Genomic DNA, 14,683 nt, shown 5'->3' on the forward strand with positions numbered 1-14,683 from the left:
ATAAACCTTCAAAACTGAACACAAAACGCTAATGCTTCCGTAAATATCCTTAGAAAGGAGGTGATCCAGCCGCACCTTCCGATACGGCTACCTTGTTACGACTTCACCCCAATCATCTGTCCCACCTTCGGCGGCTGGCTCCCGAAAGGGTTACCTCACCGACTTCGGGTGTTACAGACTCTCGTGGTGTGACGGGCGGTGTGTACAAGGCCCGGGAACGTATTCACCGCGGCATGCTGATCCGCGATTACTAGCGATTCCGGCTTCATGCAGGCGAGTTGCAGCCTGCAATCCGAACTGAGAACGGTTTTTTCGGATTGGCTCCGTCTCGCGACTTCGCGACCGTTTGTACCGTCCATTGTAGCACGTGTGTAGCCCAGGTCATAAGGGGCATGATGATTTGACGTCATCCCCACCTTCCTCCGTATTTGTACGGCAGTCTCCTTAGAGTGCCCAACTGAATGATGGCAACTAAGGACAAGGGTTGCGCTCGTTGCGGGACTTAACCCAACATCTCACGACACGAGCTGACGACAACCATGCACCACCTGTCACCGCTGTCCCCGAAGGGAAGGCTATGTCTCCATAGCGGTCAGCGGGATGTCAAGACCTGGTAAGGTTCTTCGCGTTGCTTCGAATTAAACCACATGCTCCACCGCTTGTGCGGGCCCCCGTCAATTCCTTTGAGTTTCAGTCTTGCGACCGTACTCCCCAGGCGGAGTGCTTAATGCGTTAGCTGCAGCACTAAGGGGTGGAAACCCCCTAACACTTAGCACTCATCGTTTACGGCGTGGACTACCAGGGTATCTAATCCTGTTTGCTCCCCACGCTTTCGCGCCTCAGCGTCAGTTACAGGCCAGGAAGCCGCCTTCGCCACTGGTGTTCCTCCATATCTCTACGCATTTCACCGCTACACATGGAATTCCGCTTCCCTCTCCTGCACTCAAGTCTCCCAGTTTCCAATGACCCTCCCCGGTTAAGCCGGGGGCTTTCACATCAGACTTAAGAAACCGCCTGCGCGCGCTTTACGCCCAATAATTCCGGACAACGCTTGCCACCTACGTATTACCGCGGCTGCTGGCACGTAGTTAGCCGTGGCTTTCTAGTAAGGTACCGTCAAGGTGCAGCCAGTTACTACTGCACTTGTTCTTCCCTTACAACAGAGCTTTACGATCCGAAGACCTTCTTCGCTCACGCGGCGTTGCTCCATCAGGCTTTCGCCCATTGTGGAAGATTCCCTACTGCTGCCTCCCGTAGGAGTCTGGGCCGTGTCTCAGTCCCAGTGTGGCCGATCACCCTCTCAGGTCGGCTACGCATCGTCGCCTTGGTAGGCCGTTACCCCACCAACAAGCTAATGCGCCGCGGGCCCATCCTATAGTGATAGCAGAACCATCTTTCAACATCAAAGCATGCACTTTGATGTGTTATCCGGTATTAGCACGCGTTTCCGCGAGTTATCCCAGTCTATAGGGCAGGTTACCCACGTGTTACTCACCCGTCCGCCGCTAACCTCATGAAAGCTAGGCTTTCAATTGGTTCGCTCGACTTGCATGTATTAGGCACGCCGCCAGCGTTCGTCCTGAGCCAGGATCAAACTCTCCATAAAAGAAAATTTGATTTGCTCAAAAATTGAATATCCGAATCTAGTTTGTTAACGAGGGTTAACAACTAGATAATTTATTGCATTAACGTTTTGTTGTTCAGTTTTCAAGGTTCATTTTTCTTTTTTGAAACAACTCTTTTATTATATCGTTTGTTATTTTTTTCGTCAACAACTTTTTTGGATTTTTTCATTTTTTATCACTTTCGTTAAGATCTTTATTAGAATTACTTTCTCTTAGCGACAGCTTTTATATATTATCACCTTACCTAATCAAATGTCAACATATTTTTCAACATTTTTTATCTAGCGTTATAAATTATTTTACATTTAATTTTTTTATTGTTTGAAAACAATATCCCCTTATATCATTGAACTAAAAATGATATAAGGTCTCTAAATAAAATCAAATAATGTAAAACTCCCACACTATTCTGATGTAAGAAAAGAATTAGACTAATGAATCAACAATAACCACAGATTTAGGAATACAAAAAATTACGTTGAATGAAAGCGATTAAGGATTTCATCTTTCATGTCTATAAAAAGTTGGCTGTCTAGAGATTTTCTAGACAGCCATAGATTGAACTAATAATTTTCTATAACCAGCTAATTAATCTCTTGGACGCATTGTTGGGAATAATAATACGTCACGAATGGATTGAGAATTGGTTAGTAACATAACTAATCGGTCAATACCGATACCTAATCCACCTGTAGGAGGCATTCCATATTCTAAAGCCTCGATGAAATCTTCATCCATATCATGTGCTTCGTCATTTCCTGCTTCTTTTTCAGCTAGTTGCGCTTCAAAACGTTCGCGTTGATCGATTGGATCGTTCAATTCTGTAAACGCATTTGCATGTTCACGACGAACGATAAATAATTCAAAACGGTCTGTGAAGCGTTCATCTTCTAGGTTTTTCTTTGCTAATGGCGAAATTTCAACAGGATGTCCGTAAACGAATGTTGGCTGTACTAATGTTTCCTCTACTTTTTGCTCGAAGAACTCATTAATGATGTGTCCTACTTCATGCATTTCTTGAATTTCCACACCGTGTTCTTTCGCTAAACTTCTCGCTTCTTCTAATGTCATAGGTTGCCAGAAGTCTACCCCTGTTACTTCCTTAATTGCATCAACCATATGCACTCGTTTCCATCCTGGTGAAAGGTCTATTTCTTCTTCACCGTATTGGATTTTCGTTGTACCAAGCACCTCTTGTGCTACATGAGAAATTAAATTTTCCGTCAATTCCATAATATCTCGGTAATCTAAATAAGCACCGTATAGCTCTAATAATGTAAATTCTGGATTGTGACGTGTTGAAATACCTTCATTTCGGAACACTCGTCCTATTTCATATACTTTTTCGAGTCCGCCAACAATTAAACGTTTTAAATGCAATTCTAATGCAATACGTAAATATAGATCCATATCTAATGCGTTATGATGCGTAATGAATGGTCGAGCAGCTGCCCCTCCAGCAACAGTGTGTAAAATTGGCGTCTCTACTTCCAAATAACCTTGTCCATCTAAATAGTTTCGAATAGAACGAATAATTTTTGAACGAGTAATAAACGTCTCTTTGCTATCAGCATTCGTCATCAAGTCTAAGTAGCGTTGACGATAACGTTGTTCAACATCTTGCAATCCATGGAATTTTTCAGGCATTGGGCGCAGTGATTTCGTTAGGAAAGTAAATTCGTTTGCTTTTACGGAAAGCTCCCCTGCATTTGTTCTGAAAACAACTCCGCGGATGCCCACGATATCCCCTAAATCTGCATGTTTAAATAAATCGTATGCTTCATCGCCTACTCGGTCTTGACGAACATAAATTTGAATCTGGCCAGCCAAATCTTGAATGTGGGCAAAACCAGCTTTCCCTTTTCCACGTTTTGTCATAATACGACCTGCGATGACTACTTCATCATTTTTTTCTTCTAGTTCTTCTTTCGTAAATACATCAAATTGTTTGAAAACATCTGAAGACAAGTGTGTGCGCTCGAAACGTTGGCCAAATGGATCGATACCTTTTTCACGAATATCACTTAACTTTTGGCGTCTCACCAAAAGTTGATCATTTAATTCTTCAATGTTTGACACGTCTTTCACTCCTCATAATTTTAAAACGTTCTGTTCATAGTCCACAATGTATCTATTGTACACAATTTCTATCTTCTCTTCATCATTTTTGAAAGATTTTTTTAGTTCCCTTATATTTTTGATTAGGGTAATTTTTCTACTTTTGTATATAATGTTCTTATATTCAGATAAAAGATTCAACTTTTTGAGAGAGGTGTTTCCATGTATCGTAAAATAGACGATTTTATAAAAGATTGGCAACACAATAGTGCGGGTACTATAGCAATTATGGAATCCATTACGGAAGATAAAAAGCATGTTGCTATTGTTGAAGGTCATAATTCTCTTGAATTTTTAAGCTGGCACTTAACAAATGCCCCTTTATTCTTTTGCGGATTGATAGGGCAATCACTAAATGTCCAAATCAATCCATCTACACCGCCATCTACAATGAAAGAAATCATTGACGAATATAAAAAAGTAAACGAAAAAGTTGTAAATGCGGTTAAGAAACTAGATGATAGTTCATTAGAAAAAGAAGTGGATATGATTGGACAACCTACTGCGATTGGAGCAGTACTACGCATGCTTATTGATCATCAAACTCATCACAGAGCACAGATGCAAGTATTATTAAGACAAGCTGGCCTACCTGTACCGGGTGTCATGGGACCAACAAAGGAACAATCAAACGCATAATCTTACCAATTCAGGATAAGCCGCCTCAGTTGTTGAGACGGCTTTTTATATTGCTTAATTAATCCTTCACAATAATCGTAACCATTAGTTTTCACACAACATGCATCTCTCGTTCTTGTTGCTCTCCACTTTGTTCAACCACGTTATTTAAAATTGCACGCAGTTCTTCGGCTGTTTCAACTTGATTAATCGCATTACGGATAATGCCATTGCCACGAATCCCTTTTAAATACCAAGCTGCATGTTTACGCATTTCACGTACGGCAACAAATTCACCTTTTAATTTTATCAAACGATCAAAGTGTAATAAACAAACGTTTATTTTTTCCTGAACAGATGGCTCTGGTTTTAACTCACCTGTTTCGAGGTACTGTACGGTTTGATAGATCATCCATGGATTTCCTAACGCAGCTCGACCAATCATCACCGCGTCTACACCCGTCTCATCCAACATTCGTTTTGCATCTTGTGGAGTTTCTGCATCGCCATTACCGATTACAGGAATGTTTACATTTTCCTTCACTTGGCGAATGATTTCCCAATTTGCTTTCCCTTCGTACATTTGAACCCTTGTACGACCATGAACGGCTACAGCACTGCCGCCAGCTCTTTCAATCGCTTGGGCATTTTCAACAGCAAAAATGTGTTCATCATCCCAACCAATCCGCATTTTTACCGTCACCGGTTTCTCCACCGAATCAACAACTGCCGCTACCATTTCATACACTTTATCCGGATTCAGTAACCACTTCGCTCCTGCTTCACATTTAATAATTTTATTTACAGGGCATCCCATATTGATGTCAATAATATCCGCGTTCGTATGTTGATCTACAAATTTGGCCGCTTCAACGAGGGTTTCTTTTTCACCCCCAAAGATTTGCAAGGCGATTGGTTTTTCCCTTTCATCTATATAAAGCATATCTAACGTTTTTTTATTGCGTAAAATAAGTCCTTTATCACTGATCATTTCAGCATAAACAAGACCCGCACCGAATTCTTTAACCGTTAGCCGGAAAGCAACGTTACTTACTCCTGCCATTGGGGCTAGTACTACACGGTTTGCCATCACGATATCTCCTATTTGGAACGGCTTTTTCTCTTCCATGGCCTATACCTCCTTTCCCATAAAAGTCTTTTTATATCCGTCACTACTTCATAGTGTTGAGTGGCGTAATACGTATTGTTACAAAGAAAAATAATCCTTCCACTTTTTAATGCCCTCTTTTTCAAGATTGATATTCTTTAATGCTGCTTCCGCTTGAATCAACTTTTCCGAGTATGGCTTAGATGCAATATCTAATAGCGGAACCAATACGAAAGCTCTTTCAAACATTCGAGGATGTGGAATGATTAAATTCTCTGACTCAATATTGTCGTTATTAAATAATAAAATGTCAAGGTCAATAATTCTTGGCCCCCAGCGGATATTGCGAACCCGACCAAGATCATTTTCAATTAATTGACAGGTCTGTAACAATTCAATAGGTGAGAGTATTGTTTGTGCATAAATCGCAATGTTTAAAAAAGAGGGCTGTTCAACATACCCCACTGGAACCGTTTCGTAAATTGGGGATATTTTTTTTATCCTTATCCCCTCCTTACTTTGAAGCAAATCAATGGCAGATTTTAAATTGTTTTCCCGCTCTCCCAAGTTTGTACCTAAAGATAAATAAACATCATTCACCATAATGACCCCTTACTATTTCAACAGCTACTTCTTTATAATGGCCTGGAATAGGTGGATCTGGTTTGATTAGTTCCACTTTGCATCCAAACACTTGTCCTTCATATTTTTGTAAGATTGATGAAGCAATGGTTTCTGCAGCTGCTTCAATTAATTGGAAGGGCTCTCCTTCCATGATTGATTTGCATAATTCATACACTTCTACATAATTCACTGTATATTGCAGGTCGTCTGTTTCCCCTGCCTTTTTCGTATTGACCGCAAGAGATACTGTAACTCGAAAACGCTGCCCTAACATTGTTTCTTCAGGTAATACACCGTGATATCCATAAAATTGCATATCTCGCAAATGTATATAGTCCATAATAGACCTCCTATCGAAATTAGTGTCTCTCAGGAAGTTCATTCTTCACTTCAAATTTCCCCATTAATGCATCAATCATTTTCACGGTTCTTGCTATTTCTTTTACATCATGCACTCGAACAATATGACAACCTTTCATGACACCATATGCACATGTCGCCGCAGTACCTTCTACTCTTTCATGTAATGGAACATCTAAAATAGTGCCAATCATTCGTTTTCTCGAAGTCCCCAACAAAACGGGGTATCCCCATTCTGCAAGTTCATCTAATCGTTGCATCGTTTCAATACTTTGCTGCAAGTTTTTCACAAACCCTATTCCCGGATCAAGTATGATATGCTCGTCTGGAACACCAGCCGTTTTCACAATATCAATACTTTCTTTTAAATCATTTAAAAAATCTTCGAAGTAATTTTTGTAATTCGTGTTCTCTCGATTATGCATTAGAATGATAGGTGCATTATATTCAAAAGCCACTTTGGCCATTTCCGGATCTGCCTTCGCGCCCCAAATATCATTAATGATATGGGCACCAGCTTCCAATGCCGCACGAGCAACCGCTGATTTGTAAGTATCAATTGATATAATGGCAGGTACTTCTTCTCTCAAAGCTTTAATCACTGGCACGACACGAGCAATCTCTTCTTCATCAGGAATACGAGTATAACCAGGTCGTGTCGATTCTCCACCCACATCAATAATCTTCGCACCTTCCTGAACCATCTGTTTCGCATGTGCAATTGCGGCATCGATTGAATTATACTTTCCCCCGTCAGAAAAAGAATCGGGTGTCACATTTAAAATCCCCATCACAAAAGTTTCTTTTGTATAATCGAGCTCTATATTATTAATTGTTAACGGTTTACTGTATTTCGATAACATCTTCGTACACTCCTTTATCGATAAGAGGACTACTCATTCACCTTCATTACATTCTAAACAAGTATATCATTTTCAAAGTCAAAGCACTCAATACTTTTAAATCTAAAATTCGTTGTAATCATTTAACATGTTTTTCGTCAAACAAAATCGGCATCATCCAAAAGGACAATGCCGTTTCTTATTAGTCTTCGAAATTGTATAAAGCTGTCGATAAATAGCGTTCACCATTAGATGGAACAATCGCTAATACGTTAGAACCTTTGCCTAAACGTTTTGCAGTTTGAATTGCAGCGTGAATAGCAGCACCTGATGAAATACCGCATAAAATACCTTCTTCACGACCTACTTTACGAGCTGTTTCGAATGCTGTTTCGTTATCAACTTGGAATACAGAATCGTAAATTTCTGTATTTAACACTTTTGGTACGAAACCTGCTCCAATACCCTGAATTTTATGGGAACCTGGATTTCCGCCAGATAAAACCGGAGAGTCTTTCGGTTCAACTGCAATAATTTCAATGTTTGGATATTTTTCTTTTAATACAGCACCTGCACCTGTGATTGTACCACCTGTACCTACCCCAGCAACAAATGCGTCTAATTGCACACCTTCAAATGCTTCCACTATTTCCGGACCTGTTGTTAAGCGGTGGATTTCTGCATTTGCAGGGTTTTCAAATTGTTGCGGCATGAAATAACCATTTTCTTCTGCAAGTGCTGTTGCTTTAGCAATTGCGCCTTTCATTCCTTCAGGACCAGGTGTTAATACTAATTCAGCACCATATGCACGAAGTAATTTACGACGTTCAATACTCATAGTTTCAGGCATTACTAAAATAGCGCGATAACCTTTTGCTGCTGCAATCATCGCAAGTCCAATTCCAGTGTTTCCTGAAGTTGGTTCAATAATTGTTCCACCTGGTTTTAGTCGTCCATCTCTTTCTGCCGCTTCAATCATCGCTAAAGCAATACGATCTTTAACAGAGCTTCCTGGGTTAAAATATTCTAATTTTACCCAAACAGTTCCTTCATCTTCAGTTGTAGCACGGTTTAACTTCACGATTGGTGTGCGACCAACTAATTCTGTAATAGAATTATATAATTTACTCATCACGGTTCCCCTTTCATAATACCGACTATTTTTATAGGTTTTTCTTGTTTTAATATTAACCCTACTAATCGTTTGTTGTCAATGAAAATGAGAGTGAAAATTTGTAAAATTTTTAATCATTATTCACCATAGAACCATGTCACATCAAATTCTTTCCAAAACATTTCCGGGGTAATGGATGATGACAGTTGCTCCATCGCTAACCCCCTTTTAATATGATCTTTTACCTCTCCATAAGGGAAAGATCTTCCTTCCATTTTTTCATGTAATTGAACAATTCCATATCGGCCGTCTCTTAATAAAACAGGCTTGCTAATTTCATTTTTATTTAGTTTTTGAAGCGCTTTCAGTATAGCTGGATCTACATTGGATTGATTCGTAATATAGCCAATATCTCCCCCGAGACTTGCCGAAACTTGTTCAACAGAACGTTCCCGAGCTAATAGCGAAAAATCAGAACCTTCATTCAGTTCTTTTAAAACACTTTCTGCTTCATCTTTCGTATTCACAACAATTAATTTTGCTCGGTACGTCGTTGGAATATTATATAACGATTCATTTTCTTCATAATAAGATTCAAGCTCTTTTTCATCAATAATAATATCTTTTGTTAATACTTTCTCTAAAATCAGCTGGGACTTAATTTGCTCTTTAAGTTCCTTCTCTCCTAATTGTTGCAACGTTGAATCCATTTCGCTGGAAGAAACCATAAGGGATAGCTCTAAATCAATTTCATCCTCAGTCACGTCAATGCTATATTCTTTCGCAGCCTTTTCCATTACTTTTTGATTCACCATGCGCTGCAATGTATCTTTTCCATAATAACGTTCCATTTCAGCCATCCATTGCAGGCGAGTAATATTTTCACCATCAACGCTAGCGACGATAGTTTCATCGTCGCCAGCTTCTTCATCTCCACCTAATGCAAATAACCAAAGAACAAACCAAAAAATATTCCCAACAAATAAAATCGCAAGTAATGTGAGTACAGGTTTTGTTTTTAATCGGCGTTTTGATAGTGGCGTATGTTGAGTCGTAGGTTGGTTAATTTTTTGCCTCGATCTCACGGATAAAACCTTCTAGCTCCTCTTGGCTATAATGATATTTTTCTAAACAGAAGTGGCACTCCGCTTCTGCTCCTCCATCTTCATCAATCATTTCTTGAATTTCTTGTACACCTAGTGACTTAATAGCCACTCCAAAACGCTCTTTTGAACATCCACAGTTAAATTGAACAGGCATAGTTTCTAACACTTTTACATTTCCTTCTCCTAATACTGCATCTAATATTTGTTCAGGGGTATAACCTTTTTCAATCATTTTCGAAATCGGTTCAACGGATTTTAAGTGGTTTTCAATTGTTTCAATTGTTTCATCATCGCATCCTGGTAATAATTGAATAATAAATCCTCCAGCTGCAAGCACGGAATTATCCGTGTTCACCAGTACACCTAATCCTACTGATGAAGGAACTTGTTCTGATACTGCATAATAATAAGTGAAGTCTTCAGCAATTTCTCCTGAAACGATTGGGGTTTGACCTGTAAACATTTCTCTCAAACCTAAGTCTTTTACAATCGTAATGTTTCCATTCGTTCCAACTGCACGACGTACATCTAGTTTTCCAACTTCATTTAACGGGAAATGAGTTTGTGGGTTCGTGACATATCCCCTTACTTCTCCTTTTCCGTTTGCATCTATCAATATAATACCAATTGGACCTCCACCTTCGATTTTAATTGTAATCTTATCATCGGCATTCATCATTGATCCCATCATAGCTCCAGCAGTCAATGCGCGACCTAGGGCAGCAGTAGCGGTAGGCCATGTATTATGTCTTTTTTGTGCTTCCCCAACAGTATTCGTTGAACGCACCGCATATGCACGAACTTTTCCATCAAATCCTAAAGCTTTTACTAAATAATCTTCCATAACAAATTTCCTCTCTTTAATGATTTCTTTTATAAATGATATATAAACCTTTTAAAGTTAAAAACTTGTCTACTACATCAATAAGTTTTGTCTCATTTGAAAAAAATTCTGCAAGACCTCCAGTTGCAATAACTAAAGGTTCAATCTTACTTTGCTCTTTCATACGGCTTACAATTCCCTCAACCATGCCAATAAAGCCATAAAAAACTCCCGATTGAATGGAGGTGATTGTATTTTTTCCGATAATGTCAAACGGCTTTGTAATTTCTACTCGTGGCAATTTGGATGCCTTTGTAAATAGTGCATCCAAAGAAATCCTTACGCCAGGAGTTATGGCCCCTCCCATATAATGCCCTTTCTCATTTATGTAACTAAAAGTAATAGCCGTCCCAAAGTCTACTACAATAAGCGGCCTTGTGCCATATTCATGTACGGCAGCAACTGCATTGACAATTCGGTCTGTACCCACTTCCCGCGGATTATCACAAGCGATGTTTAATCCTGTTTTGATGCCAGGCCCTACGACAAGGGGTTTAATGTGAAAATAATTTCGGCACATTTCTTCTAATACATACATAATAGGAGGAACAACGGAAGAAATAATAATGCCACGAATATCGCTAAAGGCGATTCCAGCATAGTTAAAAAAGGCATATAAATGCATTGCATATTCATCGGAAGTTTTATTTTTCTCCGTCTCCATTTTCCAATGATGAATCAATTGCTCATCTTGATAAACTCCTACAGAAATTTTTGAGTTTCCTACGTCAATGACTAATATCACTAAAACCACTTCCATTTTCGTTTGATGAAATCATACCATATTGCATGTAGTTACCTCAAAAAGATTAACCTGTAACATCGAGTAGGAGGGAGCGATTAACTCCCGTCCTCTCACACCACCGTACGTACGGTTCCGTATACGGCGGTTCAATTAAGATGATTGACGCAAGTCTTTATATAACTTCCGTGAATAGCTGTTCTCTTTATGCCAGTGGTCACTCCACCCTCCAAGAGGTCTTCCACGGGATTCACCGCTTCCTTCCTCAAGTGAGGTACTACGTTTTCTGTGTTCATCATGACTCACTGAATGCCAAGGGCTATTCTCTCTTAATTGTTCGGTCCTTCTCAGTTGTTCTAGACCAACTAATACTATGACCTCTGCTGACTTCTGACGGTTCAGCTACTTATCACTAAGTAGGTTATGAAGCGTACTTCACCTATCCGCCAGACCTCCCCGGGTAAGTACATGCACTTTCACACCATCTATCCGCCTCATTTACTCGATATGACCTTCGACAGAAAGAGCTTTGTTTTGTTTCGCAAACTCACTCAATCATACCTAGCCTTATATGAGGTTCGTGTTCCTCGGACCGGTGTTTTGCCTCCAGCTTCCTTCAGATTCCGCGTCACCACGGACACCCTTGCTCTTGGCTAACCTCTACTTCTGTCTTCGGGGTTCGGGACTTACACCCTATAGTTCATGTACATGCCGGGCGCACGAAAAAAGTAGCGTCAGAAAATTTCTGACACTACTTTTATCAAGTATTCATTATTCCTTTTTACCTTCATTCAAACTATCCGTAGAATTTTCTTTAGGTAAATCATCTGTTGTCGGAGCTTTTTCTTCACCAGCTGCCTCTTGATGAATTTGAACAGAGCCAGATTTTTCTACAGTAACTTCTTTAGGCTCTTCACTCTCTTTGTTCTCGTCGTCGAATTGCTTCGGCTCTACTGTTGTGATTTTGATTGTCTCAGCTTCTTCTTCTTCTGTTTTTTCTGGAAGGCATCCGTAATCACGTAAGTGTTCGATTTGCTCAGCATTTAATGTTTCATGCTCCAATAAAGCTTGAGCGATTAAATCTAGCAAATCACGCTTCTCTGTCAATATGCGTTTCGCTCGTTCATATTGCTCATTCACAATTTTTTGCATTTCTTTATCGATTTCAAAAGCGATGGCTTCAGAGTAATTTTGGTCTGTATTAAAATCTCGACCTAAAAATACATTTCCACCTTGTGATGATCCAAATTGAAGTTGGCCAAGCTTTTCGCTCATACCAAACTCTGTAACCATTCGGCGAGCAATATTCGTTACTTTTTGGAAGTCGTTATGAGCACCAGTGGATACTTCTCCTAATACAATTTCCTCTGCCGCACGACCACCAAGCAAACCAGTAATGCGATCCAGCAATTCTTCTTTCGTTTGGAAGAAACGTTCTTCTTTCGGAAGCATGATAGCATAACCGCCCGCTTGGCCTCGCGGAACAATGGTTACTTTATGAACTTTTTCAGCAGAATCAAGCGTTAAACCGATGACAACGTGACCTGCTTCGTGATATGCAACGAGTTTTTTCTCTTTTGGTGTATAAGTACGGCTCGTTTTCGCTGGACCGGCAATCACTCGGTCACTTGCTTCGTCGATATCATCCATATAAATTTTTCGTTTCCCTTTACGTGTAGCAACTAAGGCTGCTTCGTTTAATAAGTTTTCTAAATCTGCACCAGCAAAACCTGGAGTTCTTTGGGCAACAGCTTTTAAATCTACTTCTTCCGCCAATCGTTTATTGCGTGCATGAACTTTCAGAATCGCTTCTCGACCTTTTACATCTGGGTATCCCACAGTAATTTGTCGGTCAAAGCGACCAGGACGTAATAAAGCTTTATCTAAAATATCTGGTCGGTTTGTAGCAGCGATAATGATAATTCCTTCATTTACACCAAAACCGTCCATTTCAACTAGCAATTGGTTCAATGTTTGTTCACGCTCATCGTGACCTCCACCAAGACCCGCACCACGTTGTCGTCCAACCGCATCAATCTCATCAATAAAGATGATACATGGCGCGTTTTTCTTCGCATTTTCAAATAAGTCACGAACGCGGGACGCACCGACACCGACAAACATTTCTACGAAGTCGGAACCGGAAATAGAGAAGAAAGGAACACCAGCTTCTCCAGCAACAGCCCTAGCAAGCAATGTTTTACCAGTACCTGGAGGACCTACTAATAAAATACCTTTCGGAATACGTGCCCCCATTTCTGTAAACTTGCGATGGTCTTTTAAGAATTCCACTACTTCTACCAATTCGGCCTTCTCTTCATCTGCCCCTGCAACGTCATCAAAGCGAACTTTTTTCTTTTCAGAATCATAAAGTTTCGCTTTACTTTTACCGAAGTTCATCACTTTATTGCCTCCGCCTTGAGTTTGACTCAAGAGGAAGAAGAATAAAATGATAATGATAATGAATGGAATGATTCCCGTGAAGAATTGAACCCATGCGCTCGATTCAGGGGCTGGTATAAAACTTATTTTCGAATTTTTAATTGCATTGTCTATCTTCTCCATCAGCGCCGGGTTGTTTTGAGGAAGGTTTACAGTGAAAGTTTGTTCTTCATTTCCTGTTAACTCACCTTCACCAACTAGAACACCCGCATCTGGCTGAATATTTAACGATTTTATTTTCCCTGTCTCTAAAGCATTAATAAACTCATCATACGTTAATTCCTTTGAAGGCGTTGCACCTCCATTAAAGGTACCGAAAATACCTATCACCACAAGAAAAATTAACAAATAAAGTATGGTGTATCGAAATATTCGATTCATCCCCAGCCTCCTCACAACTTAACACAAAAACTATAAGTAAAATCTTAACATACCATTATTTCATCATACAATGAAAAGCACTGATAATGTAGCCTTTTTACATTTTTGTCGTTATTTATACAAAAATACTTACATTAAAAGGAATAAACTTCACTTTTTAATATACCAATATATGGTAGGTTTCGGTATTTTTCTGCATAGTCTAAACCATAACCTACGACAAATCCATCTGGAACTTCAAAACCAACAATATCAGCTTTTAAGTCCACTTTACGGCCAGACGGTTTATCTAATAATGTAACAATTTTAATGGAATTTGCTTTTCGATATTTAAATAAGTCTACTAAATAACTTAGTGTTAAGCCGCTATCTATGATATCTTCGATGATAATGACATCCCGACCTTCTACACTCGTATTTAAATCTTTTAAGATTTTTACCTCTCCTGAAGAAACGGTTGCATTTCCATAGCTTGAAACATCCATAAAGTCTATTTCAATATATGATTCAAAACGTTTTATTAAATCTGCCATAAAAGGTACTGCACCTTTTAATACACCGATTGCTAATGGAAACTTATCTTTATATTCTTCCGTTAACTGGGCGCCAATTTCTGCGATTCTTTCTTGAATTTGTTCTTCAGTAATTAGTATTTTTTCGATATCCTTTTCGATCATAATGTAATGTTCCTCCTAAACAGCGTTGAAAAATTATTTGTTA

13 protein-coding genes and 1 rRNA gene are annotated in these 14,683 nt (G+C 39.5%); 1 reads left to right on the plus strand and 13 read right to left on the minus strand.

Annotated features, from left to right (window positions below; genetic code table 11):
- Positions 1–53 precede the first annotated feature (53 nt).
- Together NST98_RS12205 and lysS are read right to left on the minus strand one after the other, a co-directional pair.
- A 16S ribosomal RNA gene (locus tag NST98_RS12205) occupies positions 54–1,606 on the minus strand.
- A gap of 607 nt (positions 1,607–2,213) precedes the next feature.
- Entirely contained in the window at positions 2,214–3,713 is a 1,500-nt protein-coding gene (lysS, locus tag NST98_RS12210; protein ID WP_340715224.1) for a lysine--tRNA ligase, read from the minus strand.
- Between the two features lie 192 nt (positions 3,714–3,905).
- On the opposite strand from lysS, the gene NST98_RS12215 reads away from it, so the two are divergent.
- Positions 3,906–4,382, plus strand: a complete 477-nt coding sequence (locus NST98_RS12215; RefSeq protein WP_340704767.1) for a DinB family protein — start codon at positions 3,906–3,908, stop codon at positions 4,380–4,382.
- 91 nt (positions 4,383–4,473) lie between these two features.
- Here the strand turns inward: NST98_RS12215 and dusB are convergent, their stop codons facing one another.
- From dusB to hpt, 11 genes are all read right to left on the minus strand, one after another.
- Positions 4,474–5,490 (minus strand): tRNA dihydrouridine synthase DusB, encoded by a 1,017-nt coding sequence (dusB, locus tag NST98_RS12220; RefSeq protein WP_340715225.1) that lies wholly within the window; start codon positions 5,488–5,490, stop codon positions 4,474–4,476.
- Between the two features lie 78 nt (positions 5,491–5,568).
- A complete protein-coding gene (gene folK / locus NST98_RS12225) occupies positions 5,569–6,072 on the minus strand; it encodes a 2-amino-4-hydroxy-6-hydroxymethyldihydropteridine diphosphokinase (protein WP_340715226.1) in 504 nt (167 codons plus the stop codon).
- Positions 6,062–6,433, minus strand: coding sequence for a dihydroneopterin aldolase (gene folB, locus NST98_RS12230; protein ID WP_016838826.1), 372 nt, complete (start codon positions 6,431–6,433; stop codon positions 6,062–6,064). The genes folK and folB overlap by 11 nt, the downstream gene beginning before the upstream one ends.
- A gap of 19 nt (positions 6,434–6,452) precedes the next feature.
- The gene (gene folP, locus NST98_RS12235; RefSeq protein ID WP_340715227.1) at positions 6,453–7,316 is read right to left on the minus strand and encodes a dihydropteroate synthase; all 864 of its coding nucleotides are present in this window, start codon (positions 7,314–7,316) and stop codon (positions 6,453–6,455) included.
- Between the two features lie 181 nt (positions 7,317–7,497).
- Positions 7,498–8,427 (minus strand): cysteine synthase A, encoded by a 930-nt coding sequence (gene cysK / locus NST98_RS12240; RefSeq protein WP_340715228.1) that lies wholly within the window; start codon positions 8,425–8,427, stop codon positions 7,498–7,500.
- A 119-nt stretch (positions 8,428–8,546) separates the two neighbouring features.
- Positions 8,547–9,494: a peptidyl-prolyl cis-trans isomerase gene (locus tag NST98_RS12245; RefSeq protein WP_340715229.1), complete on the minus strand. Its 948-nt coding sequence runs from the start codon at positions 9,492–9,494 to the stop codon at positions 8,547–8,549.
- Entirely contained in the window at positions 9,472–10,359 is an 888-nt protein-coding gene (gene hslO, locus NST98_RS12250) for an Hsp33 family molecular chaperone HslO (RefSeq protein WP_339289480.1), read from the minus strand. Before hslO ends, NST98_RS12245 begins: the two co-directional genes overlap by 23 nt.
- A gap of 16 nt (positions 10,360–10,375) precedes the next feature.
- Entirely contained in the window at positions 10,376–11,143 is a 768-nt protein-coding gene (locus NST98_RS12255) for a type III pantothenate kinase (protein WP_016838831.1), read from the minus strand.
- Between the two features lie 146 nt (positions 11,144–11,289).
- On the minus strand, positions 11,290–11,439 hold the full coding sequence (locus tag NST98_RS12260) for a hypothetical protein (RefSeq protein WP_340714173.1): 150 nt from the start codon (positions 11,437–11,439) through the stop codon (positions 11,290–11,292).
- A gap of 472 nt (positions 11,440–11,911) precedes the next feature.
- A complete protein-coding gene (gene ftsH / locus NST98_RS12265; RefSeq protein ID WP_340715230.1) occupies positions 11,912–13,963 on the minus strand; it encodes an ATP-dependent zinc metalloprotease FtsH in 2,052 nt (683 codons plus the stop codon).
- A 134-nt stretch (positions 13,964–14,097) separates the two neighbouring features.
- A complete protein-coding gene (hpt, locus tag NST98_RS12270) occupies positions 14,098–14,640 on the minus strand; it encodes a hypoxanthine phosphoribosyltransferase (protein ID WP_016838833.1) in 543 nt (180 codons plus the stop codon).
- Between the last annotated feature and the right edge of the window lie 43 nt (positions 14,641–14,683).

Source organism: Ureibacillus sp. FSL W8-0352 (genome assembly GCF_038004345.1).
Classification (GTDB): domain Bacteria; phylum Bacillota; class Bacilli; order Bacillales_A; family Planococcaceae; genus Ureibacillus; species Ureibacillus thermosphaericus.